The 25,740-nt window shown below is 73.2% G+C and carries 24 protein-coding genes; 13 read left to right on the plus strand and 11 right to left on the minus strand.

Annotated features, from left to right (window positions below; translation table 11 throughout):
* Nucleotides 1-156: 156 nt before the first annotated feature.
* From ACYVOM_RS16230 to ACYVOM_RS16260, 7 genes are all read left to right on the plus strand, one after another.
* Nucleotides 157-1,515 carry an MFS transporter gene (locus tag ACYVOM_RS16230; RefSeq protein WP_460304195.1) on the plus strand — a complete coding sequence of 453 codons (1,359 nt, stop codon included), beginning with the start codon at nucleotides 157-159 and terminating at the stop codon, nucleotides 1,513-1,515.
* The gene (locus tag ACYVOM_RS16235) at nucleotides 1,512-2,123 is read left to right on the plus strand and encodes an SGNH/GDSL hydrolase family protein (RefSeq protein ID WP_460304196.1); all 612 of its coding nucleotides are present in this window, start codon (nucleotides 1,512-1,514) and stop codon (nucleotides 2,121-2,123) included. Before ACYVOM_RS16230 ends, ACYVOM_RS16235 begins: the two co-directional genes overlap by 4 nt.
* A 134-nt stretch (nucleotides 2,124-2,257) precedes the next feature.
* Nucleotides 2,258-2,731 carry a (2Fe-2S)-binding protein gene (locus tag ACYVOM_RS16240; RefSeq protein WP_460304370.1) on the plus strand — a complete coding sequence of 158 codons (474 nt, stop codon included), beginning with the start codon at nucleotides 2,258-2,260 and terminating at the stop codon, nucleotides 2,729-2,731.
* Nucleotides 2,728-3,723, plus strand: coding sequence for an FAD binding domain-containing protein (locus tag ACYVOM_RS16245; protein WP_460304197.1), 996 nt, complete (start codon nucleotides 2,728-2,730; stop codon nucleotides 3,721-3,723). The genes ACYVOM_RS16240 and ACYVOM_RS16245 overlap by 4 nt, the downstream gene beginning before the upstream one ends.
* Entirely contained in the window at nucleotides 3,720-5,870 is a 2,151-nt protein-coding gene (locus tag ACYVOM_RS16250; RefSeq protein WP_460304198.1) for a xanthine dehydrogenase family protein molybdopterin-binding subunit, read from the plus strand. The genes ACYVOM_RS16245 and ACYVOM_RS16250 overlap by 4 nt, the downstream gene beginning before the upstream one ends.
* Nucleotides 5,871-5,982: 112 nt before the next feature.
* Nucleotides 5,983-6,162: a DUF6980 family protein gene (locus tag ACYVOM_RS16255; protein ID WP_460304199.1), complete on the plus strand. Its 180-nt coding sequence runs from the start codon at nucleotides 5,983-5,985 to the stop codon at nucleotides 6,160-6,162.
* 58 nt (nucleotides 6,163-6,220) lie between these two features.
* Complete coding sequence (locus ACYVOM_RS16260) at nucleotides 6,221-6,466, plus strand: GNAT family N-acetyltransferase (RefSeq protein ID WP_460304200.1); 246 nt, start codon at nucleotides 6,221-6,223, stop codon at nucleotides 6,464-6,466.
* Between the two features lie 18 nt (nucleotides 6,467-6,484).
* On the opposite strand, the gene ACYVOM_RS16265 is transcribed toward ACYVOM_RS16260, so the two are convergent.
* Together ACYVOM_RS16265 and ACYVOM_RS16270 are read right to left on the minus strand one after the other, a co-directional pair.
* Nucleotides 6,485-7,972: an MDR family MFS transporter gene (locus tag ACYVOM_RS16265; RefSeq protein ID WP_460304201.1), complete on the minus strand. Its 1,488-nt coding sequence runs from the start codon at nucleotides 7,970-7,972 to the stop codon at nucleotides 6,485-6,487.
* Between the two features lie 289 nt (nucleotides 7,973-8,261).
* A complete protein-coding gene (locus ACYVOM_RS16270; protein WP_460304202.1) occupies nucleotides 8,262-9,053 on the minus strand; it encodes a helix-turn-helix transcriptional regulator in 792 nt (263 codons plus the stop codon).
* Between the two features lie 83 nt (nucleotides 9,054-9,136).
* Here ACYVOM_RS16270 and ACYVOM_RS16275 point away from each other — a divergent pair, with 83 nt between their 5' ends.
* Nucleotides 9,137-10,798 carry a dihydroxy-acid dehydratase domain-containing protein gene (locus ACYVOM_RS16275; protein ID WP_460304203.1) on the plus strand — a complete coding sequence of 554 codons (1,662 nt, stop codon included), beginning with the start codon at nucleotides 9,137-9,139 and terminating at the stop codon, nucleotides 10,796-10,798.
* 55 nt (nucleotides 10,799-10,853) lie between these two features.
* Here ACYVOM_RS16275 and ACYVOM_RS16280 read toward each other — a convergent pair whose 3' ends face one another.
* The gene (locus ACYVOM_RS16280) at nucleotides 10,854-11,588 is read right to left on the minus strand and encodes a lysophospholipid acyltransferase family protein (protein WP_460304204.1); all 735 of its coding nucleotides are present in this window, start codon (nucleotides 11,586-11,588) and stop codon (nucleotides 10,854-10,856) included.
* 203 nt (nucleotides 11,589-11,791) lie between these two features.
* On the opposite strand from ACYVOM_RS16280, the gene ACYVOM_RS16285 reads away from it, so the two are divergent.
* Nucleotides 11,792-12,583, plus strand: a complete 792-nt coding sequence (locus tag ACYVOM_RS16285) for a hypothetical protein (protein ID WP_460304205.1) — start codon at nucleotides 11,792-11,794, stop codon at nucleotides 12,581-12,583.
* Nucleotides 12,584-12,682: 99 nt separating this feature from the next.
* On the opposite strand, the gene ACYVOM_RS16290 is transcribed toward ACYVOM_RS16285, so the two are convergent.
* Entirely contained in the window at nucleotides 12,683-13,438 is a 756-nt protein-coding gene (locus tag ACYVOM_RS16290; RefSeq protein ID WP_460304206.1) for an MBL fold metallo-hydrolase, read from the minus strand.
* A 555-nt stretch (nucleotides 13,439-13,993) separates the two neighbouring features.
* Here ACYVOM_RS16290 and ACYVOM_RS16295 point away from each other — a divergent pair.
* Nucleotides 13,994-15,268 carry an ATP-binding protein gene (locus ACYVOM_RS16295; protein ID WP_460304207.1) on the plus strand — a complete coding sequence of 425 codons (1,275 nt, stop codon included), beginning with the start codon at nucleotides 13,994-13,996 and terminating at the stop codon, nucleotides 15,266-15,268.
* Between the two features lie 161 nt (nucleotides 15,269-15,429).
* Here ACYVOM_RS16295 and ACYVOM_RS16300 read toward each other — a convergent pair whose 3' ends face one another.
* Together ACYVOM_RS16300 and ACYVOM_RS16305 are read right to left on the minus strand one after the other, a co-directional pair.
* On the minus strand, nucleotides 15,430-17,316 hold the full coding sequence (locus ACYVOM_RS16300) for a propionyl-CoA synthetase (protein WP_460304208.1): 1,887 nt from the start codon (nucleotides 17,314-17,316) through the stop codon (nucleotides 15,430-15,432).
* A gap of 144 nt (nucleotides 17,317-17,460) precedes the next feature.
* On the minus strand, nucleotides 17,461-17,991 hold the full coding sequence (locus ACYVOM_RS16305) for a hypothetical protein (RefSeq protein ID WP_460304209.1): 531 nt from the start codon (nucleotides 17,989-17,991) through the stop codon (nucleotides 17,461-17,463).
* An 85-nt stretch (nucleotides 17,992-18,076) separates the two neighbouring features.
* On the opposite strand from ACYVOM_RS16305, the gene ACYVOM_RS16310 reads away from it, so the two are divergent.
* From ACYVOM_RS16310 to ACYVOM_RS16320, 3 genes are read left to right on the plus strand one after another with little or no spacing between them, the layout of a single operon-like run.
* Nucleotides 18,077-18,721, plus strand: coding sequence for a TetR/AcrR family transcriptional regulator (locus ACYVOM_RS16310; RefSeq protein WP_460304210.1), 645 nt, complete (start codon nucleotides 18,077-18,079; stop codon nucleotides 18,719-18,721).
* A gap of 31 nt (nucleotides 18,722-18,752) precedes the next feature.
* A complete protein-coding gene (locus tag ACYVOM_RS16315; RefSeq protein WP_460304211.1) occupies nucleotides 18,753-19,628 on the plus strand; it encodes a TIGR03619 family F420-dependent LLM class oxidoreductase in 876 nt (291 codons plus the stop codon).
* Nucleotides 19,629-19,641: 13 nt separating this feature from the next.
* On the plus strand, nucleotides 19,642-20,088 hold the full coding sequence (locus tag ACYVOM_RS16320; RefSeq protein WP_460304212.1) for a nuclear transport factor 2 family protein: 447 nt from the start codon (nucleotides 19,642-19,644) through the stop codon (nucleotides 20,086-20,088).
* Between the two features lie 2 nt (nucleotides 20,089-20,090).
* Here ACYVOM_RS16320 and ACYVOM_RS16325 read toward each other — a convergent pair whose 3' ends face one another.
* From ACYVOM_RS16325 to ACYVOM_RS16345, 5 genes are all read right to left on the minus strand, one after another.
* A complete protein-coding gene (locus ACYVOM_RS16325; RefSeq protein ID WP_460304213.1) occupies nucleotides 20,091-20,672 on the minus strand; it encodes an SRPBCC domain-containing protein in 582 nt (193 codons plus the stop codon).
* A gap of 454 nt (nucleotides 20,673-21,126) precedes the next feature.
* Nucleotides 21,127-22,455 carry an ice-binding family protein gene (locus ACYVOM_RS16330; RefSeq protein ID WP_460304214.1) on the minus strand — a complete coding sequence of 443 codons (1,329 nt, stop codon included), beginning with the start codon at nucleotides 22,453-22,455 and terminating at the stop codon, nucleotides 21,127-21,129.
* A gap of 798 nt (nucleotides 22,456-23,253) precedes the next feature.
* The gene (locus tag ACYVOM_RS16335; protein WP_460304215.1) at nucleotides 23,254-23,448 is read right to left on the minus strand and encodes a hypothetical protein; all 195 of its coding nucleotides are present in this window, start codon (nucleotides 23,446-23,448) and stop codon (nucleotides 23,254-23,256) included.
* Between the two features lie 340 nt (nucleotides 23,449-23,788).
* Nucleotides 23,789-24,754 (minus strand): alpha/beta hydrolase, encoded by a 966-nt coding sequence (locus ACYVOM_RS16340; protein WP_460304216.1) that lies wholly within the window; start codon nucleotides 24,752-24,754, stop codon nucleotides 23,789-23,791.
* Nucleotides 24,755-24,987: 233 nt separating this feature from the next.
* Complete coding sequence (locus ACYVOM_RS16345; protein WP_460304217.1) at nucleotides 24,988-25,587, minus strand: TetR/AcrR family transcriptional regulator; 600 nt, start codon at nucleotides 25,585-25,587, stop codon at nucleotides 24,988-24,990.
* Nucleotides 25,588-25,740 lie beyond the last annotated feature (153 nt).

Here is a 25,740-nt window from a genome sequence, read left to right on the forward strand (position 1 = left end):
TTGACAGCGCGGCCGGTTCAGGAAATCGTACGATCGTTCGGTCTTCATAGCACGACCGTTCGTTCTTTTTCGCACACTCGGCGGGTTCGCCGGGCCCTTACGGCACGACCGTTCGGCCTCTCGGCACGGACGTTCGTTCTTCCTCAGGAGACGCGTTTGTCCTCACGCAGCCTCGCTCTCGCGGCGGGCGCCGCCTTTCTGGCAATGCTCGACACGAGCATCGCCAACCTCGCGTTCCCCGATCTCGGGCGCGACTTCGGCACCTCAGTCAACGGGCTCACCTGGATCGTCACCCTCTACACCGTCCTGTTCGCGGCGGCGCTCGCGCCGTCGGGCAGGCTCGCCGACATCGCCGGGCCGCGCCGCGTGTACCTGGCGGGCACCGGGCTCTTCGCGGTCGCGTCGCTCGCCTGCGCGTCGGCTCCGGACCTGCCTTCGCTGCTCGCCGCCCGGGCCGTCCAGGGGGCGGGCGCGGGCGCGATGATCCCCGCCTCCCTCGCGGTGCTGCTGCACGGCACCCCCGCGGAGGGCCGGGCGCGCGCGATCGGGCTGTGGAGCGCGGCGGGCGCGCTCGCCGCCGCCGTCGGACCGTCGGTCGGCGGGCTGCTCGTCGACGCGCTCGGCTGGCGCTCCCTGTTCCTCATCAACGTCCCCGTGGCGCTCGCGCTGGTGCTGGGCGCGCGGCGGCTCGCGTCCGGCGGCAGCCGCGGCAGCCTGCCCGACCTCCTCGGCACGGTCCTGCTCGCGGTCGGCCTCGGCCTGCTGGCGCTGGGCATCGCCCAGGGCTCGGCGTGGGGCTGGACCGACCCGCGCACGCTCGGCGTCCTCGCCTCCGGAGCGCTCGCGACCGCCGGGACACTGGTCCGCTCGGCCCGGCACCCGGTGCCCGCGCTCGACGTGTCGCTGTGGCGGGTCCCCGCGTTCGGCACCGCGAGCGCCGTGTCGTTCCTCTACGGCGCCGCCTTCTACCCGTGGATGCTCGTCGGCGTGCTCGTCCTGACCCGGCTGTGGGGCTACGACGCGCTCACCGCGGGCCTCGCCATGACACCCGGTGCGATCACCGCGGCGGCCGGCGCGATCGTGCTCAGCAGGCTGGCGACCCCGCGCACCGCGATCGTGCTCGGCGCGGCGCTGATGACGGCTTGCGCGGCGTGGCTCCGGCTCGGGCTCACCTCCGCACCCGACTTCGCGATGTTCTGGCTGCCGTGCGGCCTGCTGGTCGGTCTCGGCATGGGTGCCCTCGCGACGGGCATCGCGGGCGCCTCGACCCTGTCGGCCGGTCCCGCGCGCTTCGCCGCCGCGACCGGACTCACCACGACCGCGCGCCAGTTCGGCGGGGCGCTGGGCGTCGCCGTGCTCGCCGCGCTGCTGGCGGACGCCGATCCCGGCCTTGAGGCGTTCCTGTCGGTCTACCTGTTCTGCGGCGTCACCGCGGTCCTCGCGGGCGCCGTGGGCCTGGCGCTGCCCGCCCGGCCCCAGCCCGTCCTCCCCACCAGTGAAGGAGCCCCCGCATGAGCACCCCCCGCACGAGCCCCTGGCAGCGCATGGCCGTCATCGGCGACAGCATCGCCTCCGGCGTCCGCGAGCCGGCCGACGGCTTCGACGACCTCTCCTGGATCGACCGGATGACCCGCGCCCTCGGCGCCGAGACGCTCAACCTCGGCGAGCGGGATCTGAAGGCGCGGGAGGTGCGCGACCGTCAGCTCGCGCCCGCGCTGGCGTTCCGGCCCGACCTCGCGGTCGTCGTCTGCGGCGGCAACGACGCGCTCGGCCGCGCGTTCGACCCCACGGCCCTGGAGGCCGACCTCGCGCACCTGGTCGGCGCGTTCCGCGCGACCGGAGCGGACGTCCTCACTCTGGGCCTGTTCGACATCGTCTCCTCCGGCCTGATCACCGACCCCCGCTTCCTCGCCGAGTTCCAGCCCCGCCTGGCCCGCCTGCACGACATCACCGCCGACGTGTCCCGCGCCCACGGCGCCCTGTTCGCCGACTTCCGCGCCCACCCGGCGGGCACCGACCCCTCCATCTACAGCACCGACCTCATCCACCTCAACGCCCGAGGCCACGCCATCGTCGCCGACGAGGTCCTCACCCTCCTGGCCCGCCGAGCCGCCGCCGTGTGACCCGGCCGGGGAGGGGCGCGTCGCCCCTCCCCGCCATCGCCTCGATCGCCCGTTTACATTATGGACACCCGAAAGGAGTAGTTTCTGGAGGTCTCGGGTCCGTGTGCCCGGGGAAGGGTGAGGTCTTGCGGCACATGCTGGTGAAGTTCCTGATCAACGGACGGGCGGTCGAACTCGACCTCGACCCGCGCGAGTCCCTGCTCGACGTCCTGCGCGAACGGCTGGGGCTGACAGGAACGAAGAAGGGGTGCGACCACGGGCAGTGCGGAGCGTGCACCGTCCATCTCGACGGGCGACGGGTCGTCTCGTGCCTCACGCCCGCGGTCCAGACGGACGGCCGCGAGGTCGTGACGATCGAGGGGATCGCCGCCGAGGACGGCACACTCCACCCGATGCAGCGCGCCTTCATCGACCACGACGCGCTCCAGTGCGGTTACTGCACCCCCGGCCAGATCATGTCGGCGATCGCGTGCGTCGCCGAAGGCCACGCCGACGGAGACGCGAGCATCCGCGAGTACATGAGCGGGAACCTGTGCCGCTGCGGGGCCTACCCGGGCATCGTCGCCGCGGTCCGCGAGGTCGCCCGCGACCGGGGGCGGCGCGCGTGAGGCCCTTCGACTACACCCCCGCCCGGTCCGTGGCCGAGGCCGTCGCCGCGGCCTCCCGGCCGGGCGCCCGCTACCTCGCGGGCGGTACCACCCTCTACGACCTCATGAAGCTCGACGTCGAGGCGCCCGCCTCGGTCGTGGACGTCAGCCGCGTCCCGGAACTCGCGCGGATCGACACCTCGGACCCCGCCCAACTGGTGTTCGGCTCGGCCGCGCGGATGGCCGACGCGGCCGAGGACGCGGTCGTGCTGCGCGACTACCCGGCGCTCTCCCAGTCGCTGGCCAAGGCCGCGTCCCAGCAGCTGCGCACGATGGCGACGCTCGGCGGCAACCTGCTCCAGCGCACGCGCTGCCCGGGCTTCCGCTCCACCGCGCTCCCCTGCGACAAGCGGGTGCCCGGCTCGGGCTGCGCGATCCGGGGCGGGCTCGACCGGGGCCAGGCCGTCCTGGGCCTCGGCGACACCTGCGGGGCGGTCTACCCCGGCGACTGGGCGATCGCGCTGCTGGCGTTCGACGCCGTCGTCGACGTGCTCGGCCCGCAAGGCGCGCGGAGCATCGCGGTCGCCGACCTGCACCGCTCCCCCGGGGCCACGCCCCACCTGGAACACACCCTCGCACCCGGCGAGCTGATCACCGCGATCCGGGTGCCCGCAACGCGCGCCGGCCGCGCGTCGGCGTACCTGAAGATCCGCGACCGCGAGTCGTACGCGTTCGCGCTCAGCTCCGCCGCCGCCGCGCTCGCGTTCGACGGAACGGACGTCGCCGAGGCGCGGCTTGCCGTCGGCGGGGTGGCGACCAGACCGTGGCGCTCCCGCGAGGCCGAGGCGCTGCTGGTCGGCCGACCCCTCACCGCCGAGACCGCACGGGCGGCGGGCGAGGCGCTCTTCGCCGGGGCCGTCCCGGGCCTGCACAACGGATTCAAGATCGAGCTCGGGGTGCGGACCGTCGTCGACGCGCTGCTCCTCGCCGCCCGGACGGGGGAGGCCCGATGAGCACGCCGCTGCACCGCGTCGACGCGTGGGAGAAGGTCACCGGAAAGGTGCGCTTCGGAGCCGACCGGGTGCCCGCGAACCTCGCGCACGGCGTCCTCGTGCCCGCCGCGATCGGCCGCGGAAGGGTCATATCGGTGGAGACCGCCGAGGCCGAGGCGGTTCCGGGCGTCCTGCTCGTCCTCACCCGGCTCGCCGAAGGCGAACTCGCCCCGCCGACGTTCCTCATGGCCGGCGGCGACGCGTTCGAGAGCATCCAGCCGCTGGCCACCGACCGGATCGCGCACCGCGGCCAGCCCGTCGCCCTCGTCGTCGCCGAGACGCCGCACGCCGCCGCCGAAGCTGCCGCGCTCATCCGGACGGCGTATGCCGAGGAGCCCTTCAGCGTCGACCTGGACGACGCGGGCGCCGAAGTCCAGGACCAGGCCGACGTGCTCGGCTACTACACCGACCGCGTCATCGGCGACGCCGACGCCGTGTACGCCGCCTCCGCCCACCAGGTGGACGCCGTCTTCGACCTGCCGACGCAGCATCCGCTCCCGATGGAACTCACCTCGACCGTCGCGTCCTGGGACGGAGACCTTCTCACCGTCCACGAGGGCACCCAGAACGCGTCGTCGGTCCGCCGCGGGCTCGCCCGGCAGCTCGGGCTCGCACCGGAGCAGGTGCGGATCGTCTCGCCCTACTTGGGAGGCGGCTTCGGCAACCGGAACGCGCTGCAGATGCAGACGGGGCTCGCCGCCGTGGCCGCGCGCCGCCTCGGCCGCCCGGTGAAGCTCGTGGTGCCGCGCGAGCTGATGTTCCACAACTCGGGCTTCCGCCCGGCCGGCCGCCACCGCGTCAGGCTCGGCGCGCAGGCCGACGGCAGGCTCACCGCCCTGCTGCACGCGGTGGACCAGCAGACCTCACGGCATGACGTCTTCCCGGCCGCCTACACCGACACCAGCGCGCGCATGTACGGGATCTCCGCCTTCCGGGCCCATCAGCGGATCGTGCGCACCGACTCGCAGACGCCCGGCTACATGCGCGCGCCCTACGAGCACCCCGCGGTGTTCGCCCTGGAGTCGGCGATGGACGAACTGGCCGTCCGGACCCGCCTCGATCCCGTGGAACTGCGGCTGCGCAACGACACCGCGGTCGATCCCGTGAGCGGTCTGCCCTTCTCCTCGCGGCATCTCGCGGAGTGCCTGCGTCGCGGCGCCCTGCGGTTCGGCTGGTCCGCCCGGTCGGCCGAGCCCCGCTCCATGCGTGCCTCCGACGGGTCTTATCTCGGCTGGGGCGTCGCTTCGGCCGCCTACAAGGCCTCCGCGGCGGCGACGGTGACGCGGGCGCGCCTCGACGCCGCGGGCCGCCTCACCGTGTGGGCGGGCGCGCACGAGATGGGGCAGGGCATCCGGACCGCCATCGTGGGAACCGTCGTGCGGCTCACCGGTCTGCCCGCCGACCGCGTCACCGTCGAGGCCGGCGACACCGCCGGAGTCCCGCACCAGCTCACCGCGGGCTCGTGGGGCACCGCGACGGTCCTGCCCGGTGTGCAGGCCGCGCTGTCCGCGCTCCGCGAGCGCCTCGGCGCTCCCTCGTCCGGGCCGCTGCCCGACGTCTCCGAAGCCGTGGAGGTCGAGGTGGGCACGCTCGCCCCGGGCCAGCCGCCCGAGGCGCTGGACCGGGTGCGGGACGGGGGCATGGCCCCGGCGGGCCCGGTCTACCCGGGCTTCGCCGCCTACAGCTTCGGCGCCCACTTCGTCGAGGTGCGGGTGGAGCCGACGACGCGGCGGGTCAGGGTCGCCCGGACGGTCAGCGTCATCGACTGCGGCACCGTCGCCAGCCCGGTGACGGCCGCGAGCCAGGTGCGCGGCGGGGTCGTGTGGGGCATCGGCGCCGCGCTGCGCGAGCACGCCGAACCGGACCCGCGCTTCGGCGGCTTCGCCAACGCCGACCTGGAGGGCTACGCGATCGCCGTCAACGCCGACATCCCCGACCTGCACGTCGAGTTCGTCGACCGCCCCGACCCGCTCCTCAACGACCTCGGCGTGAAGGGCCTCGGCGAGGTCTCCATGGTCGGTGTGGCCGCCGCCGTCGCCAACGCCGTCCACCACGCCACAGGCCACCGCGCCACCCGCCTGCCCATCCGCCTGGAGCACCTCCTGTGACCCGCCCCCGCCATCGACGCCGAAGGCGCAAGGATCACGGGGTTCGCTACCCTGCGGAGGACCCGGCCCCCCGTCCGACCGAAGCGAGCCGATGCACGTCCACTGCTGCGAGATGATGACCTATAACGCGAACCACCGCTGCGACGCGCATCCCGACCCCTACGACTGCCCGGACACCCTGGTCGCCTTCACCGCCGAGCACGAGTACGGGCTGATCATCCACGACGGCGGCTCGTCGTACATCGAGATCGCCTTCTGCCCCTGGTGCGGTCGGCGGCTGCGAGAGTCGTGAGCGGGCACGGCCGGCTCTCGGTGCCGCGGATCCGCTTCGGGACCCGGGAGCTGCGGGCGTGGGAGCACACCAGGATGCCGAGGTGCTGCGGGAGGCCGCCGCGGCCGTCGAGGCGCTGACGGCGTGGGCCTGGGAGCGCCTGGGCGCCGCCCGCGTCGAGCTGTACATCGAGCCGTGGAACTCCGCGTCAGTGCGGACCGCGGAGAAGGCGGGCTTCACCCGCGAGGGGCTGCTGCGGTCGTGGGGCGAGGTCGGGGCCGAGCGCCGGGACATGCTGATGTTCGCCCGGATCGCGCCGTCCTGACCCCGCCCCCGAGTCGCGTCAGTGCAGGGCGACGCCCTCGGCCGGCGCGTTGGCGGCGCGCTTGACGAGGAAGGACAGGCCCACCGCGAGCAGGCCCAGGAGCGCGCCGCACAGGAAGGCGTCCTGGATGCCCGTGGACTGGGCGTCGAGCGGTGCCGCGCCCGCCTCGGCGGACGAAGTGGACCGCAGCGTCATGATGGTGACGAAAAGCGCGGTCCCGGCGGCTCCGGCGAACTGCTGGAGCGTGTTCATGATGGCGCTGCCGTGCGAGTACAGGGCGGTGTCGAGCGAGCCGAGCGCGGACGCCATCAGCGGAGCCATCGAGGAGCCCAGGGCGAGGCTCGTCAGGACGTGGGCGGCGATCACGAAGCCGACCGGGGTGCCGGCGTCGAGGAAGCTCATCATCGCCAGGGACGCCGCCAGGGCGACGGTGCCGGGAATGACGAGCGGGCGCGGGCCGAAGCGGTCGGCGAGGCGCCCCACGAACGGCGAGACGAGGCCCATCGCGAGGCCGCCCGGCAGGAGCAGCAGGCCGGTCTCCAGGGTGGTGAGGCCGCGAATCGTCTGGAGGTAGATCGGCAGCAGGATCAGCGCGCCGAACAGTCCGGCCATCGAGACCAGGAGCAGCAGGACGCCGACGACGAACGAGCGGTCGCGCAGCGGGCGCAGGTCGAGCAGCGCCGCGTCGCCCCGCTGGAGGGTCAGCTGCCGCCGGACGAAGACGGCGAGCGCGACCGCCCCGACGGCGAGCGGGATCGCCGGGGACACCGCGGCGTGGCCGCCCGCGGACTCGCCGATGGCGCTGAGCCCGTAGATCAGGCCGCCGAACGCGACCGCCGACAGCAGCGCGGACGGCAGGTCGAACCGGACGGACCGGGTCGTCCCGGTGTTCTCCACGAGGACGACGCCGACGACCACCACCGCGACCGCGATGGGCACGACCGCGAGGAACAGCCAGCGCCAGCTGAGCGAGGCGAGGATCAGCCCGGAGAACGTCGGCCCGACGGCCGGCGCGACCGCGATGACGACCGACACCAGCCCCATCGTGCGGCCGCGGCGCGAGGCGGGCACCAGCGTCATGATGCTGGTCATGAGCAGCGGCAGGACCAGGGCGGTTCCGCTCGCCTGCACGACGCGGGCGGCGAGCAGCACGCCGAAGTGCGGCGCGAGTCCGGCGAGCAGCGTGCCGAACGCGAACAGGGACGTCGCGGCGAGGAACACCGCGCGGGTCGGGAACCGCTGCAGGATCAGCCCGGTGGTGGGGATGACGACGGCCATCGTCAGCAGGTAGCCGGTGGTGAGCCACTGCGCGGCCGTCGCGCTGACGGCGAACTCCGTCATCAGCTTCGGGATGGCCACGCCCATGACGGTCTCGTTGAGGATCATCACGAAGGCGGCGAGGATCGGCACCCCGATCGCGATCTTGACGTGCCTGGGCAGGCCCTCCGCGTCGGCGTCGGGTGCTTTCTCTCCGGGGTCGGCGAGGGTCTCGGATCGTCGCTGCACAGTCGTACGTGGCCTTTCTCGTCGCGCGCGGCTGTCGGGAGGCGGGAGCCCGCCGGGGGCGGGCCAGAGCACGGCCCGCGGGGAAGGACGACCAGAACCGTCCTGCAGAGGCGAACGCCCAGGTCACCGGAAAACTTCCGGGCAGGCTCGGATCCCCCGTCGAACCTGCGGCCCATGACCCTACGCAGCCCGCGCCAGGCCGCTCAACAGGTTTTCCGCGACCTGTCTCCGGGGCCCGATCGCCTGCGCTCAAGCGCCCGGCACCGGGCCCGCCGTCCTGCGGGGCCGATCAGGGCTGAGGGAGGTAGACGACCAGGTGGAGGTCGGGGTGGTCCGCGGGGGCGAGGCGGTGGTGCTCGAAGCGCAGGAGGCCGCGCTCGGGGTGGCGGAACAGCCTTTCGCGGGACGCGAAGCCCGCGATCCTGTGGTCCCGCCAGGCCCGCCGGAACGGCTCGCTGACGGCGAGGAGGCGTTCGATCGCCGGGGAGCGGGCGAGGTCGCCGAGGCGGGGCCCGGCCTCGGCGCGGAACTCGGCGAGGAAGCGCCGGCTCGTGGTCTCCCAGTCGGGCAGGAGGTCGCGGACGTACTGGTCGGTGAAGACGAGCCACAGGAGGTTCCGCTCGGAGGCGGGGACTTTGGCGACGTTCGGATAGAGGTCGAGGTACGCGGCGTTCCAGCCGCAGATCGTCCAGTCGGGCGCGACGGCGTAGGCGGGGTCCGTGAGCGCGTCGAGAAGGCGCTGGACGTGCTCGGGCGCCTCCTCGACCGGCACGTCTGCCGGCTCGCTCTGGGGCGTGTACCCGGCGAGGCCGAGGATGTAGCCGGCCTCGGTCGGGGTGAGCCGCAGGGCGCGGGCGAGCGCGTCGAGGACCTGGCGGGACGGCTGGATGTCGCGGCCCTGCTCCAGCCAGGTGTACCAGGTGACGCTGACGCCGGAGAGCGTCGCGACCTCCTCGCGGCGGAGGCCGCCGCGGCGGCGCGGGCCGCCCGGCGGCAGCCCGACTTCCGTCGGATCCAGGCCGGACCGCCGGGTCCGCAGGAATCCGCCCAGCTCAGCGCGCCGATCCTCGCCCGTCCCCATGGCCGCCACCCTAATACTGGTAGTGGGAGTACTGGTATTCGAGCCGTCTTCCCGTCACGCGAGGCCCCCGCCAGCATGGGCGCATGCCACAGCTGCGATCACACACCGTCACCCATGGCCGCAACCAGGCGGGCGCCCGCGCGCTCATGCGGGCCTCCGGGGTGCCCGCCGCCGACATCGGGCGCAAACCCGTCATCGCGGTGGCCAACAGCTTCACCGAGTTCGTCCCCGGCCACACGCACCTCCAGCCCGTCGGCCGGGCCGTCGGCGCGGCGATCCGCGAGGCCGGCGGCATCCCCCGCGAGTTCCACACGATCGCGATCGACGACGGCATCGCGATGGGCCACGACGGGATGCTGTACTCGCTGCCGTCGCGCGAGCTGATCGCCGACTCCGTCGAGTACATGGTGCAGGGGCACCGGGCCGACGCGCTCGTGTGCGTCTCCAACTGCGACAAGATCACGCCCGGGATGCTCATGGCCGCGCTGCGCCTGAACATCCCGACGGTGTTCGTCTCCGGCGGGCCGATGGAAGGCGGACGCGCGGTCCTCGCGAACGGCACGGTGCGGACCCGGCTCGAGCTGATCACCACCATGGCCGACGCCGCAGACACGTCAGTCTCCGACGCCGACCTCGCCGCGATCGAAGAGGCGGCCTGCCCGACCTGCGGCTCGTGCGCGGGCATGTTCACCGCGAACTCGATGAACTGCCTCGTGGAGGCGCTCGGCCTTGCCATGGGCGGATCGACCAACACGGTGCTGCACCTGCTGGCCGCCGCGCGCGAGGCCGAACTCGACTACACCCTGGCCGACATCGAGGCGCTCTCCCCCGTCGTCCCGTTCCTGTGCAGGGTCGCGCCGAACGGGTCGTACCTCATGGAGGACGTGCACAGGGCGGGCGGCGTCCCCGCGCTGCTGGGCGAGCTGCACCGGGCGGGACTGCTGCACGAGGACGTCCGGGCGGTGCACTCGGGGTCGTTGAAGGAGTGGCTCGGGAAGTGGGACGTGCGGGGGCCGTCGCCTTCGGCGGAGGCCGTGGAGCTGTTCCATGCCGCGCCCGGGAGCGTCCGCTCCTCGGAGGCGTCCTCGCAGTCGGCCCGGTGGGAGTCCCTCGACGTGGACGCCTCCGGCGGCTGCATCCGGGACGCCGCCCACGCCTACTCCGCCTCGGGCGGCCTGGCCGTCCTGCGCGGCGGGCTGGCCCCTGACGGCGCCGTCGTCAAGTCCGCGGGGGTGCCCGCCGGCATGGAGGTCTTCACCGGGACGGCGATCGTCACCGAGTCCCAGGAGCAGGCCGTCGAGGCGATCCTCTCCGGCCGCGTCGTCCCCGGGACCGTTCTCGTCATCCGCTACGAGGGACCGCGCGGCGGACCTGGCATGCAGGAGATGCTCCACCCGACCGCCTACCTGAAGGGCCGGGGACTCGCCTCCTCCTGCGCCGTCCTCACCGACGGCCGCTTCTCCGGCGGCAGCTCCGGCCTCTCCGTCGGCCACGTCTCCCCCGAAGCCGCCGCCGGAGGCCCGCTTTCCCTCGTCGCCGACGGAGACCGGATCACCATCGACGTCCCCGGCCGAACCCTCACCCTCCACGTCCCCGACCTGGCCGCCCGCCGCAGAACCCTCGAATCCACCACCGGCTACCGCCCGGCCGCACGCCACCGCCCCGTCCCGAAGTCCCTCCGCGCCTACGCCGCCTTCGCCCAGTCCGCCTCCGCAGGCGCCGTCCGCGAACTGCCCGACGACTAGCCGGCCGTCTTGGTGCGCGCCTCTCTGCGGCCGACCGCAGGGAGGCGCCGGCTGTTCAGGAAAGGGGCGTGGTCAGGGTGGTGGTGATGGTGGTGCGGGTGGCGGCGGTGAGGCCGGGGGCGTCGGCGGGCGTGAGGTGCTTGGTGGGGAGGGGGGTCCCTATGGTGACGTGGACGCGGGCGGGGCGGATGCGGAGGCGGCGGGCGGGCCAGACGGTGTCCACGCCGCGCAGGGTGACGGGCACAACGGGGACGCCGTGGGTGATGGCGATCATGAACGCGCCTGGCTTGAAGGGGCGCAGGCCCGTCTCGTAGGAGAAGGTGCCCTCGGGGTAGACGAGCAGCGAGCTGCCCGCGGCGAAGGCCGCGGCGACGCCTCGGTTGATCGAGCCCCGGTCGGCGTTGCGGCGGTCGACCTCGACGAGGCCCGCCGCGCGCATGCCCTGGCCGAGCAGCGGGACCCGGAAGAGCTCGCGCTTGGCGAGGATGCGCAGGCGGCCGCCGAAGATGGCGAGGTGGATCATCGGGTCGAGGTTCGAGGTGTGGTTGGACACGACGACGTAGGTCGCGCCGGGCTCCAGCTTCTCCAGGCCGTCGACGGTGATCCGCGCGCCCGCGGCCAGGCACCAGGCGCGCGCCCACGTCCGCAGGATCGCGTCCACCGCCACCCGGCGGCGCGGTCCGCGCAGGGGCAGGAGCAGGACGGCGAACGCCCCGACGATGGTGGCGAGCACCCCTGCGGTGAGGGCGGGGACGGTGCGCCACGCGGGGCTCGGGTCGCCGCCCGTCATACCGCGCCCGCCACGGAGTCGGAGGCCACCGCCCCGGCGGTCCGCCGAAGCGAGGGCACGTCGAGGCTCTTCACCGAGCGCGCCGCATCTTTCACGCATCCGAGTAAACCAGAAACTTACCGATACTTATCCCACGAAACCGGAACTTTCGGGCTGTGGAAACCGTCCCGGGGCGAGGTCGCGCGCGGTGAGATCATCGGACCATGAGCGAGCGATGGGTGACGGCCGAGCAGGTCCACGCCAAGCGGGCCGAGTTCGAGGCGGCGCTGGAAGGCTACCGGCGTCCCGCCGCGCACGGGATCGTGCACGAGACCGACGGCCGCCTGGAGGTCGTCAAGGTGAATCTCGAAGGCCAGGGCCCGCTGCCTGCCGCCGTCCTGGCGACCGTCACGGGCTACCGGTCCGGCAGTGCGGCCCTGCCGCTGAGCGCCGCCGAGCTGGACCGCGCGATCGAGCTGGCGGCCCCCGCCGAGGCCTGCACCGCCCTCCCCCACCCGAACCTGTGGGCGTGGCGGCTGCTCCGCGAGACCCAGGGCACCGGCGGCCGCGCGGTCGCGGTCTTCACCGACCGCATCGACGACCCGGCCCCCGTCGACCCGTACGTGCGCGCGTTCCTCAACGAGGTCCACCGGGGCCGCCAGGAGGACCCGGACGGCGGCACCACCTTGTGGCGTCCCGTCGGCCCCGCCGAACTCGAGCTGCTGCGCGCGTCCGGCATGCGGGAGTGGCCGCCGCGCCTGCCCGACCAGCCGATCTTCTACCCGGTGCTCCGCGAGGAGTACGCGGCCGAGATCGCCCGCGACTGGAACGTGGACGCCGCCGGCTCGGGCCACGTCACCCGGTTCCGCGTGGCCACGGCCTTCGCCCGCCGCTACCCGACCCGCCAGGCGGGCGGATCGGCCCACCTGGAGCTGTGGATCCCCGCCGAGGACGTCCCCGCCCTCAACGCACACCTTCTGGCCCCGATCGAGATCACCGCGTCCTTCGGCCCATGACCCCCCACGACGGGGATCGCCCGGGCCGCGCCTCGCGAAGAGGCCGCGCGCCCCGGGCGCACCGCTGAGCGGTCGGGTCGCCCGGCCTCGGGGCGGTGGTCAGGGCAGGAGGTGGGAGAGACCGGCCGTGGTGAAGGCGCGGGTGAGGATGGTGTGGTCTTCGGTGAAGTGGGACCAGCCGGTCAGGTGGACGGGGACCACGCGGCGGGCGGCGAGGATGCGGGCGGCCTCGGCGGCGGAGGCGCTGTCGAGGGTGACGGGGCGGCCGTCGAAGAAGGGGGTGCGGGCGGCTCCGGCGAAGAGGACCGCGGTGTCCACGGGGCCGACCCGCCGGGCGATCTGCCGGACCAGGTCGAGGGAGGCGTTGTCGCCGCTGACGTAGACGACGGGCAGGCCCTCACCGGTGAGGACGAAGCCGGTGACCTCGCCGGAGATCTCCAGCGCGCCGGCGCCTTCGGGGCCGTGCAGGGCCGGCACCGCCGTGACGGTGACGCTGCCGCCTTCCGGCCGGTCCAGCACGACCTCCTCCCACGGCACGAGGCCGCGGACGTCGCCGCCGAGCCGGGCCGCGCCCGTCGGCGTGGTCAGCACGAGCGGGACGCGGTCGAGGAACCTGCGTCCGGCGTGGTCGAGGTTGTCGGGGTGCTGGTCGTGGGAGAGCAGCACGGCGTCGACGCGGCCGAGGGCGTCGGGCCCCGCCGTGGGCGGCTCCAGCTTGGTCAGGACGAGTCCCGGGCCGAGCGGGTAGTCGCCGGGCTCGTCGAACGTCGGGTCGGTGACGAGACGCAGCCCGCCGTACTCGATCAGTGCCGTCGGCCCGCCGAAGACCTGCACGGGTACTGTCTCTGCGCTCATCGCCCCACCTCGCGGTCGCCGTTGATCTTCCGCACGGTAGCCGCCCGGTCCGCCCGCCGCGGGGCCCGGCGCGCCGGAACCGGGGCCTGACCTCGACCGGCCACGAACGGCTGCGGAGCGCCGCGAGTTGTGGCCGTTGTCACGCCGTTCGCATTTGTCCGGCTCCGTCGCCCGATGAGACCTCTGCCGCTACGCCCCCACCAGGACTTCGACCGAACAATCCCGGCGAAGATGACAGAACGTGATAAACACCATGGAGTCATCACCCAAACCACGAAAACTGCATTTCACACGTTAATTGTGTGCATCACTACAACTCAGGTATCCGAGGATTAACGCGAGATCACATCTTTCGATGGGATTCTCGTGGCGGGTGGTCCACGGGATTCGTCTGGCGTAGTTTGGGGTCTCGGTTCCCGCGCAGCGGGGTGGCGGATGACGATTTCGGCCGACACCGCCATTGACCATGCCTGACCGATGTGCCCGATCAGGCGCAGCGCCCGGGGTCCCGGCGGCCGAGGCCCGGACGCGGCGCCCCCGGACCAGAAGCGGATCATGGAAGAAGCTGCGCGTCCCTCCCTCCTCTGGCCCGTCATGGGCGCCGCGGCGATCGCGGCATCCGTCGCGGGCGCGGTCCTCACGACCGCCGACCGCCCCCAGACCGCCGCGCTCATCGCGGGCGCCCTGTGCGCCGCGGCGGTCCTGGTGCTCGGCGAGGCGCTGCGCCGTGCCCGCATCAGCGCGCGCGGCCTGGCACGCGACCTGCGCGACGCCCGCGGCGCGGCCGAGCGGCAGCACACGGAGTTCGGGGAGCTGCTGCGCACGCTCGCCTGGGACGTCTCGGTGGCCGCCCGGCGCCCCGACGTCCCGGCGTCGACGCCCTGGGCGGAGCAGGCCGCCGCGGTCTACGACGCGGCGTTCTCCCGCACCGAGACGGCCCGGGCCGAGGCCGCGCGGGCCCTGGAGGGCATGGTCGTGTCGGTGGCCCAGCGCACCCAGGCCGGGGCGCTGCGCGTCCGCGAGTCGGTCGACCGCCTGGCCGGGCGGGTCGGCGACCGGCCCGACCTCCTGGAGGAGTGCACCCGGATCGCCGGGCAGGCCGCCCAGCTGACCCGGCTCGCGCAGAGCCTCGTGGTGCTGAGCGGCGGACGCGCCGGACGGAACTGGCCGCGGCCGCTCCCCCTGGCCGACGTGCTCGCGGCCGCCGCCGGACGGGTCGTGGCCGGCGGCCGTCTGGAGCTGGTCGGCGGCCAGGAGGTGGCGGCCCGCCCCCGCGTCGTCGAACCGCTGGTCCACACGTTCGCCGAGCTGCTCGCCAACGCCGCCGAGGCCTCGCCGGGCACCGTGCGGGCGACGGTCGGGCGCGCGGGCGGCGGCTTCGTCGTCCGGATCGAGGACTCCGGAACCGGGGTGGACGACGCGGCGCTGGCCGGGCTCGCCGAGATCGCCTCCGGCGCGCGGACCGCGTCCCTCACGGCCCTCGGCCCCCTGCCCCGGCTCGGCCTCGCCGTCGTCGGCACCTACGCCCGCCGCTTCGGCCTCGGCGTGCGCCTGGAGCGCGCCCCGGGCGGCGGCCTGCTCGCCGTCGTCGAGATCCCGGACGGCCTGGTGACGCGGCCGCTCGATCCGCTGCGCCCCGAACCCCGCGCGCTCCGCGCCCCGAGCGGCCCCGAGCGTCCCCAGGTGGTCGGCCAGGCCGCGAGCGGGCTCCCGCAGCGCCGCCGCCTCGCCTCGGCCGCCCCGGCCGCCCCCGCGCCCGACTCCGTCCGCAGCCGCCTGGCGTCCTTCCTCGAGCCGGAGGCCGCCGACGCGCCGCGCCCGCGGTCCTAACGGCCCCAGCCGGCGGGCCGGGTCACCTGGGCCCCAGGCGAGAGCGGTCCTCTCCCCGCTGATCACCCGACCCACCGTCTGCGGGCCTGACGGCCCCGGCCGACCGCAGACGGTCGGCCGGGTGGCCCGGGCGGCCCGGGCAAGGCGGCCCGCCGAAGCCGCTACTCGGCGCGGTGGCGGAGGACGGGGGTGATGGCGTCCAGGACGGACGGGTCCTCGATCGTCGCGGGGACCGGTTCGTCGCGGCCTCCGGCGATGCCGCGCATGGTCTTGCGGAGGATCTTGCCGGAGCGGGTCTTGGGCAGGGCGGGAACGACGGAGACGTCGCGGAACGCGGCGACCGGGCCGATGTCGCGGCGGACCGCGGCGATCAGCTCGGCGGTCAGGGACTCCTCGTCCTGCTCGACCCCCGCCTTGAGAACGACGAGCCCGTACGGGAGCTGGCCCTTGAGCGGGTCGGGCACGCCGATCACGGCGCACTCGGCGACGGCGGGGTGGGTGGCCAGGGCGGCCTCGATCGCGCCCGTGGACAGGCGGTGGCCCGCGACGTTGATGACGTCGTCGATCCGGCCCATGACGAACAGGTACCCGTCCTCGTCGAAGTAGCCGGAGTCGCCCGTGTGGTAGTAGCCCTCGTGGCGGGCGAGATAGGAGGCGATGAAGCGCTCGTCGTCGCCCCAGAGGGTGTGCAGCGCGCCGGGCGGCAGCGGGAGCCTGATGACGATCTCGCCTTCCCGGCCCGGGCCGGCCTCCGCGCCGTACTCGTCGAGGATCCTGACGTCCCAGCCGGGGACGGGCACGGTCGCCGAGCCCGGCTGGGTCGGCATCGGCTCCAGCCCGCGCGGGTTCGCCGCGATCGGCCAGCCCGTCTCGGTCTGCCACCAGTGGTCGACGACGGGCACGCCCAGCGTGTCCGACGCCCAGTGGTAGGTCTCCGGGTCGAGCCTCTCCCCCGCCAGGAACAGCGTCCGCAAGGTGGAGATGTCGTACTTCGCGAGTTCGGCGGCCTTCGGGTCGACCTTCTTGATGGCGCGGAACGCGGTAGGCGCGGTGAAGATGGCCTTGACCCGGTACTCCTGCACGATCCGCCAGAAGGCGCCCGCGTCCGGCGTCCCGATCGGTTTGCCCTCGTAGACGACGGTCGTCGCGCCGACGAGCAGCGGCGCGTAGACGATGTAGCTGTGCCCGACGACCCAGCCGACGTCGGAGACCGCCCAGAAGACGTCGCCCGGACCGATGTCGTAGATCGCGCCCATCGTCCAGGCGAGGGCGACCGCGTGGCCGCCCGCCGTGCGCAGGACGCCCTTCGGCTTCCCGGTGGTGCCCGAGGTGTAGAGGATGTACAGCGGGTCGGTCGAGGCGACGGGAACGGGCGCGGCGGGCTCGGCGGAGGCCACGGCCTCCGCCCAGTCGACGTAGCCGGGCAGCGCGAGGTCGGCCGGGGCGCTCTCCCGCTGGAGCATGAGGACGCGGTCGGGACGGTGGGCGCTCATCTCCAGCGCCTTCTCCAGGATCGGCTGGTAGGCGATGACCCTTCCGGGTTCCAGCCCGCAGGACGCCGCCACGACGGCCTTCGGCCGGGCGTCCTCGATCCGCGCGGCGAGCTCCTTGGCGGCGAACCCGCCGAACACCACCGAGTGCACGGCGCCGAGCCGCGCGCAGGCGAGCATCGCCATGAGCGCCTCGGGCACCATCGGCATGTAGACGACGACCCGGTCGCCCTTGCCGACGCCGAGCGCGGCCAGCGCCCCGGCGACGCGGGCCACCTCGTCGCGCAGCTCGCGGAAGGTGTAGGTGCGCTTGGCGGGGACCATCGCGGAGTCCCAGATGAGCGCGGGACGGTCTCCGGCGCCCGCCTCGACATGCCGGTCGAGGGCGTTGGCGCTGGTGTTCATCTCCCCGTCGGGGAACCAGCGGTAGAAGGGCGGTGCGGAGGCGTCGAGGGTCCGGGAGGGCTCGTGCGTCCAGTCGATCAGCCGTGCGGCCTCTCCCCAGAAGCCTTCCGGGTCGGCAAGGCTCCGCCGGTAGGCATCGGCATACGCTCCCACTGCTGTCCTCCTCTTCCGCGGCGCCGGCGGGCTCAGGTGCCCGGACCGCGCTCCGGGCTCATTCCCCGGACGGGCCCTCACTATCGACGATTTCCCCACCGAAGCGGCACAGAACGGCCTCGGACGCGCGCCGGACGGCCTCGTTCAGGCGGCGCCGACCTGGACGGCGAGCGCGTCGCCGGGATCGGGAACCGGCCGCGCGGACGCCCGGGCGAGATCCACCAGGAGGAGTTCGCCCGGATCGAGGTCGGTCTCGGCGGCTGCCCCGTCGGCGGCGGCGAGGGCGAAGCTCCGGGGGCGGGCGCCGGGCGGGCACAGCCAGACGGTGAAGGCGGGTTCCCTCGGCGCGTCGTCCTGCGGGAGCGGAGTGCCGAGCCTCGCGGCGATGACGTGCAGGACGTCGGGGCCGGTCTCGGTGATCCCTCCGGACCGGGTGCCGGTCTCGCCGAGGCCCCGGACCACGAGGACGCCGTCGGAGCGGCCCGCGGCGAACCCGTCGAGCCTGTCGCGGAAGGGGCACCGGCCGAGGCCGGGCGGCTCGCCGGGCGCGACGATCCAGCCCTTCTCCCGCAGGGCGGCGCGGCGTCTCAGCACGACGGCCTCCTCGAGTTCGATCAGGTCGACCGGGCCGAGCCGGTACCGCTCCAGCGCCCAGTACTCCGTGAGACCGCCCATTTCTCCCCAGAACTCATCGAACAGATAAGACCCGGCCTTTGCCGCGATCCGGATGCGCGTGCCCGCACGGATCGTTGTACACGGCATGACTGCCGAACCTGTGGACGCGGTCCAGATCCTTCCCGACGAGCAAGTCCTGCGCGCGGCGGTCAGGCTGTTCGCGGAAATAGGGTACGACGCGACGACCCTCGACATGATCATGCAGACCGCCGGACCCGAAGCGGGCCGGTCGATGCTGCTCCGCGAGGGCAAACCGGGCCTTTACCGGGCGGTGATCGAGCACTTCCTCGCCGTGGAGCGGCGCTTTTTCGAAGACGCGGTCCGAGAACTCCCGCGGGACGTCCGCGGCCTGCACCGGCTCATCGACTCGGCGCTGGACTTCGCCCTCTCCCACCCGGAGATCAACGCGGTGTGGGAGCACCGCGGCCTCAAGGACGCCAGCGACCTTGACTTCCCCGACACGGTGACGCCCCCGCTGGAGACGGTGATGACCCGCGCGCCGTGGGCGGGCGTCCGCCCGGACGTCGACATGGTCTTCGTCGCGTGGGCGGTGATCTGGCTGATCCAGGGCTTCATGCGCTCCGGCCTCCCGGACCCGCACGGCCCCGGCCACCGCCGCGCCGACGACATCGAGGCGCTGCGCACCTTCCACACCGAACTGCACACCTGGGTCGATCTCCGGGTCCACGCGCTGGAGTTCTGGCCGGAGGACGTTCCGCACCTCCATTGAAACTGGAACGTGTTCTAGTAAGCTGCGCCGCATGCGGTTCACCTACGCCGAGGCGATGACCGACCCGTCGTACTACCTCCCGCTCGCCAAGGCGGCAGAGAACGCGGGCTACCACAGCATCACCGTCCCGGACTCCGTGATGTATCCGGAGGAGTCCGATTCGACCTATCCCTACACCGAGGACGGCGACCGGGCGTTCCTCGAGGACAAGGCGTTCATCGAGACGTTCGTCCTCACCGCGGCGATGGGAGCGGTGACGTCGCGGCTGCGGTTCACGCCCTTCGTCCTCAAGCTCCCGATCCGCCCGCCCGTGCTCGTCGCCAAGCAGGCGAGCTCGATCGCGGCGCTCACCGGCAACAGGCTGTCGCTCGGGGTGGGCCTCTCCCCCTGGCCGGAGGACTTCGCCGCGCTGGGCGTGCCGTGGGCGCGGCGCGGCAAGCGCATGGACGAGTGCATCGACATCGTCCGCGGCCTCACCAGCGGCGAGTACTTCTCCTACAAGGGCGAGTTCTACGACATCGAGTCGATGAAGATGTGCCCGGCGCCGACCGAGCCGATCCCGATCCTCGTCGGCGGGCACAGCGACGCGGCCCTGCGCCGGGCCGTGCTGCGCGGCGACGGCTGGATGCACGCGGGCGGCGACGGCGAGGAGCTCGACGCCCTGCTCACGCGGCTCCAGGCGATCCGCGAGGCCGAGGGAAAGGCCGGCGACCCGTTCGAGATCCACGTGATCTCCTACGACGCCTACACCGTGGACGGGGTGCGGCGGCTGGAGGACAAGGGGATCACCGACGTGATCGTCGGGTTCCGCCTCCCGTACATCAAGGGCCCGGACACCGAGCCCCTGGAGACCAAGATCCGCCATCTGGAGTCGTTCGCCGAGACCGTCATCGCACGGTGTGACTAGAACAGGTTCTCGCATGTCCGCCACCCCCGGATACACCTGGGAAGCCCCCGACGCCCCTCACCCCGCCCGGACCGCCGCCAAGAACTCCCAAAGCCGGGTCGCCGCCCAGGACAAGGAGGGCTGGCTCGCCCTCTTCGCCGACGACGCCCACATCGAGGACCCGGTGGGCCCCTCGTTCCTCGACCCCGAAGGCAAGGGCCACAAGGGCAGGGAGGCCATCGCCGGCTTCTGGGACGGCTACGTCGGACTCATGAAGGGCTTCCACGCCCTGACCACGGAGTCCTTCGCGAACGGCCCGTCCTGCGCCAACGTCACCAGGCTGACGACCACCCTCGCGGACGGCTCCCGCATGACCGTCGACTGCGTGATCGTCTACACGGTGGACGACGCAGGGCTCCTCACCTCCATCCGCGCCCACTGGGAGCCCGACCGCGCGCTGGCGACTCTCGAAACCCCCTGAGATCAGCTGTCGGCGGCTCGGCGAAGACCTGCCAGGAGGCCGGAGGCGCGTAGGGCCGCCTCCCACTCGGCGGTCGAGCCCGCGTCGTACTCCTGCGCCTCCGGGGAGTCCTGGAAGACCGCCGGGTCTGTGGTCTCGAAGCCGCTGAGGTAGAGGGCGAGGCCGAGGAGGGCGCCGTCCCAGCCGGGGCCGAGATACCGGGCGGCGCCCCCGTCGGGCGCGAGCGCGGCGGGGACCCCGTGCTCCAGCACGAGCTCGGTCGATCCGCCGTCGGCCGGAGAGAGCCCGATCGTCACGACGCTCTCGGGGGCGCCCCAGCTGAGCGTGAGGCGTGCGAGGGGCGCGCAGGTGAGGATCGTGCCCTCGGCGTTGCCCTCGGCCGCGAAGCCGCCACCCTCGCGCAGGTCGCCGCCGACCGGCCCGAACCAGGCGGCCAGCCGCGCCGGCTCGGTGAGCGCGGCCCAGACGGCGGCCGGGGCGGCCGGGCAGGTGCGCTCCAACCGGACGACGAGACGGTCGCCTTCCCCGTCCGTGTAGACCTTGCGGCGGACGGCGTCGAGCAGCATGCGGAGGTCTGGTGTCACGGGGCTCCTTAAGTTCCGGCACGTGGTCGCCGCGCTCGACGGAGTTCGCGGCGGTGGCCCCGCGCGACGCCGCGCCGGAGGCCGGGGCGCCGAACGCACGCACGCCCCTTCCAGGAAAAGCACACCCTATCGGTCCGGAACCGGCGATGGCCTCGCTTCGTCCGGACGCGTGCGGGGCCCGCGTCACCGCGCGGCCCCGCACGGCGCGCCGCTACTCGATGGAGACGCTGCCGCCGCGACCCGGCGCGTCCCTCCGTCGTAGCCCGCCTGCTCGCCTGCGGGCTCCCGCGCCACCCGCCCGCCGTCAGGCGCGGTGGTCCGGCGTCCGCCCGCCGCGCCCGGCACGCAGCCGCCGCATGTCGGCCCTCAGGCCGCTCGCCCGCCGTCGGGCGAAAGACAAGGGCCACCCCGGTCGACGCCCGAGATCGGGCGGGACCGGGGTGGCCATGACGGGTCAGCTCCGTGTGGTTCGCTTCACTCGTGAATCACGCGGAGAATCACTTTTTTTCTTGTGGTCACGGGATTGGCGCAGAAGTTCGTCCCGATCCTCGTGGTCGTGGGAATCACGCAGAGTCTCGTCGCGGTCTTCGTGATCGCGGAAATTCTCGCGCCAGGGCCCATCCCCGTCGTGGTCACGGCATTTCTCGCCGTGGCACGACCCGTGGCCGCCATGACCCGGCTTGCCGTAGTGCCCAGGCTTGCCGTTGCCGTAGTGCCCAGGCTTGCCGTAGTGCCCAGGCTTGCCGTGGTGCCCCGGCTTGCCCGGGTATCCAGGACCTCCGGGGTACCCGGGCCCGCCGGGACCACCGGGGTAACCGGGACCAGCCGGGCCTGCCGGGCCTGCCGGACCTGCCGGACCTGCGGGGCCTGCCGGACCTGCGGGGCCTGCGGGACCGCCCTCGCCTGCGGGGCCTGCCGGGCCTGCCGGACCACCCTCACCTGCCGGACCTGCCGGACCTGCCGGACCTGCGGGGCCTGCCGGACCACCCTCACCTGCCGGACCTGCCGGACCTGCCGGACCTGCGGGGCCTGCCGGGCCTGCGGGGCCTGCCGGGCCTTCCTCACCCTCAGGGCCGGCCGGGCCTGTAGGGCCTGTGGGGCCTGTGGGGCCTGTAGGGCCTGTGGGGCCTGTGGGGCCTGTGGGGCCTGTGGGGCCTGTGGGGCCGGTCGGGCCCGTCGTGCCGCAGACCGGCCTGGTGATGACGTTGTCATCCAGGGTGACCGCGGCGGTGCGGGCCAGCGCCCGGCCTTCGATGGTGGCGCCGGTCTGCACCGTGATCGAGGCGAGGGCGAGGATGTTGCCGACGAAGACGGAGTTCGTCCCCAGCGTCGCGGAGCTGCCGACCTTCCAGAAGACGTTGCACGCCTGAGCGCCGTTGATGAGGTTGACGCTGCTGTTCGACGCCGTGACGAGTGTCGAGCCGGCCTGGAAGACCCAGACGGCGTTGGGATCCCCCTTGGCGTCGAGGGTGAGCGGGCCGGTGATCTCCAGCGTCGGCTCTCCGTAGACACCGGGGACGAGCGTCTGGCCCCCGAGCTCGACACCGGTGGAGGTGGTCGGGCCGCGCCCGGCGGCGTCGTTGTAAGCGGTGGTCAGGTCGATCTGTGCTTGGGCGGCGACCGGAGTGCCCGGATGCTTCACCCCGAGCACGATGCCCGGCGGGAACCCGACGATCGCGGTGCCCGGGCTCACGCCCAGGTTGCCGTAGACGATGGTGTTGCCGGTGTTGGTGACCGTGGACCCGGCGAGGACCGCGAAGCTGCCCGCGGTTCCCAGACCCACCGGCGCCGTCGCGGCGTGCGCACCGGGTGGTGCTGCGAAGGCCAGTGCCAACGCGGGGATGAGCGCGAGTCCCACTATGCGCCGGGCTGACCCCGGCGATCTCCGTGAGAGGCGACTGAGGATTGCTTTCATCGAGCGAATCTCTCTCCTTAGGACGTTACAAGAAGCCCTGTCCGATCCGTGCCAGGGATCCATGACGAGGCCGGGAGAAATCGTCTGGCCGATCGCCGACGCTTCCTGGAGTGCGAAGCGATGATGAAACTCCAGGTGAACGACCCCGAAGATCCACTAATCGAGGATTTCTCCAGAAGCCTTGGAATGAAGCATCGAAGAACGCAAATAGAGAGTGTTCGCGCTTTGTGTGAAAGATCTCGAAATGGCGAAATGGGCGAGTTGGAGTGTTTTGTCAACTGCTTGAGGACGTGACGCGATCTGCCGGCGTCGCCCCGAACGCGAGGGGTTGCCGCGTCCGGGCCGGATCAGGGGTGGTTCCGCATCCCGGCGAGGGCGGGGGTCAAGTCGGCCCGACCGGGGACGCCGAGTTTGCGGTGGACGCGGGTGAGGTGCTGTTCGGCGGCGCTGAGCGCTTCGGCGGCCGTGCCGATGATGAGGCTGACAGCGGTAGTGGTGCTGCCGCCGATGTTCGGCGTGGCGACACGGCAGGCCCCGTCGAACTGGGTGTCACCGGCGGCCCCGGTGACCTGGGCGGCGGCCAGGAGGGGATCGAGGACGTCGCCGACGGTTCGTCCTTGGGCGTCCAGGAGGCCGGGGCTGATCTCTTGATCATGCGGGCGCTGGTCAGCTCAGTGTCGATGAGGAGGTCGGGGAGCGGGCGGGCGTCGGCCTCGAATGCCGAATGCGCCGGTGCGGGGGAGCGACCATGCTCGTGGTTCCGACGTTCTCGGGGTCGGCCAGGTGGAAGGTGAGGCGGCCGGGCTCGTCGGAGACCGCGCAGAGCACCGCGCGGACGTTGTCGAAACCGTTCGCTCGCACGGTTTCGGTGGGGCTGTGTGGAAGTGGGGTGCGGCCTCAATGGCGACGACGTGCCCGGTCGGGCCGGTGAGGTGTGCGGCCGGCAGGGTGAAGTAGCCGACGTCGACTAACGTGTCGCCCGGCTGGATGCGGCGGGTCAGGTTCGGCTCGGGTTTCGGGGAGTCGGCGAGCGCCGCTGAGGTGAGGCCCCGTGAGATCCAGGGCCGGCGCGTGTCCGCGCGAGCGACTCCGTCAGCGAGGGGACGAGCGAGCCACCCGCCGCACGCGCGCCGGGACCGGCGGGGTTCCCGTGTCGTCGGTCGGCAGGCCCATGCCCTGATCCTCCCAGACCGGGCGGACGTCAGGCGGCGCGGTCCGCTGCCGCGGGGAGGGCGCGGATGAACGCGCCCATCTCGGCCAGGGAGACGAGGCCTTCGCGGCAGAAGTCGGCGAAGATCTGGAAGACGTGCGGCTGGCGCTCCCAGACGACGAGGGTGACGGGCACCCCTGCGGCGGCGAGGCGGTCGGCCATGAGCTCGGCGTCGATGCGCAGGATCTCGGTCGAGCCGCAGTGGATGAGGGTCGGGGGCAGCGCGGCGAGCGCGCCGTTGACGGGCGAGTCCAGCGGAGCGGGCGCGGCGCCGCCGAGCAGGAGCGAGGTCATCTCCGGCAGCCGCGGGCCGGGGATGAAGGGGTCGATGCCCAGGTTCGGATGGTCGAGCTTGGCCGCGTGGTCGAGGTCGGTGAGCGGGGAGATCGCGACGAGCGCGCCGGGCGAGGGCAGGCCCTCCCGGATCGCCTGGAGCGGGGCCGCGAACGTGAGGAACCCGCCCGCGGAGTCGCCCGCGACGATGACGTCCTCGGCCGCGAACCCCTCGGCGAGCAGATACCGGTAGGCGGCGACGCAGTCTTCTATGGTCCCGGGCAGGGTCGTCGAGGGGAGCTGGCGGTAGGCCACCGAGAGGGCGGGCACCCCCGCGGCGGCCGACAGCCGGGCGATCATCCTGCGGTGCGAGCGCAGCCCGCCGACCATGAAGCCGCCGCCGTGGAAGTAGAGGATCACCTTGCCCCGCCCGTCGGCCCGGCGCGCGACGCCCGGCCCGTAGACCCATTCGGCGGGGAACCCGTCGAACGGCACGGGCACCTTCACCGTCCCGCGCGGCGCCAGCATCACCGCGGTGAGGGTGTCCATCCGGCTCGCGAGGGCGAGCACCTTCGGCGTGAACGGCGTGCGCCACATCAGCGGCCGCAGCCAGAACCGCAGCAGGAACAGGAACACCCGGGCGGGCAGCCCGATCCCGGACCGACTCTCCTTGACGACGTCCACCACGACCTCCGACCAAGCGCTCGTTAGAGGAACGCGAGTGTAACCCCCGGTCCACCGCGGGGTGCGACCGAGGCCCGATATCCGACTCGTCAGGCATCTGGGAGGATGGGCGCCGACCGATCGAGGGCGGGAAGCCGAAGTGACGCAGAAGATCACCCGGAGCGTGTCGGCCCTACTGCGCCGGACTCCGAGCCGGCCCCGCCGCGCGGAGGGCGCCGCCTGACCTCGGGCGGTCAGGGGCGGGCGCCGACGATGCGCAGCGCCAGGTCGACGTAGCCGGTGGCGATGTCCTCGGGGGTCCAGTCGCCCGAGGCGCGGTACCAGCGGGCGATGTCGATGCCGAGGGAGAGCAGGGCCGTCGCGGCGATCTTGGGACTCGGGGTGTCGAAGACGCCGGCGGCGACGCCGCGCTCGACGAGGGCGCGGATCTCGGCGTCGATGGTGCGGCGGATCTGGCGGATCTCGGCCATGTGCTCGGGGCTGAGCGCCGTCAGCTCGTAGTTGACGATGCGGGCGCCGGTGTTGTCGCGGGCGTGGTGGACGGCGAAGTCGTGGACGACCCGGCACAGTGACGCCACGGGGTCGTCGGCGGTGCCGATGGCCTCCCGGACTATGCGCAGGGTGCGCTCGTGCCCCGACTTGGAGATCAGGAAGAGGAGTTCCTCCTTCGACCTGTGGTGCACGTAGAGGGCGGCCGGACTCATGCCCGCGGCGGTGGCGATGTCGCGGGTCGTGGTGCCGTGGAAGCCCTTCTCGGCGAACGCGGCGACGGCCGCCTTCAGCAGCCTGGCGCGGGTGGCGTCGGCGCGCGGAAGGTCGGAGGTGTCGGGCATCGCGCGGGCTCTCCTGTCCTGATGGGTGCGGGTACGGGTTCCAGCAATACCACGGTTGTGGCTTCGCCCAGTCCTGTTGGGCCCGGTCACGGGGGACTTGACCTGGGATGTCTCCGTGCTGCACCCTGAGTCCCCACCCCATTCTAAGCAAGC

The sequence above is a fragment of the Actinocorallia aurea genome (assembly GCF_054783995.1).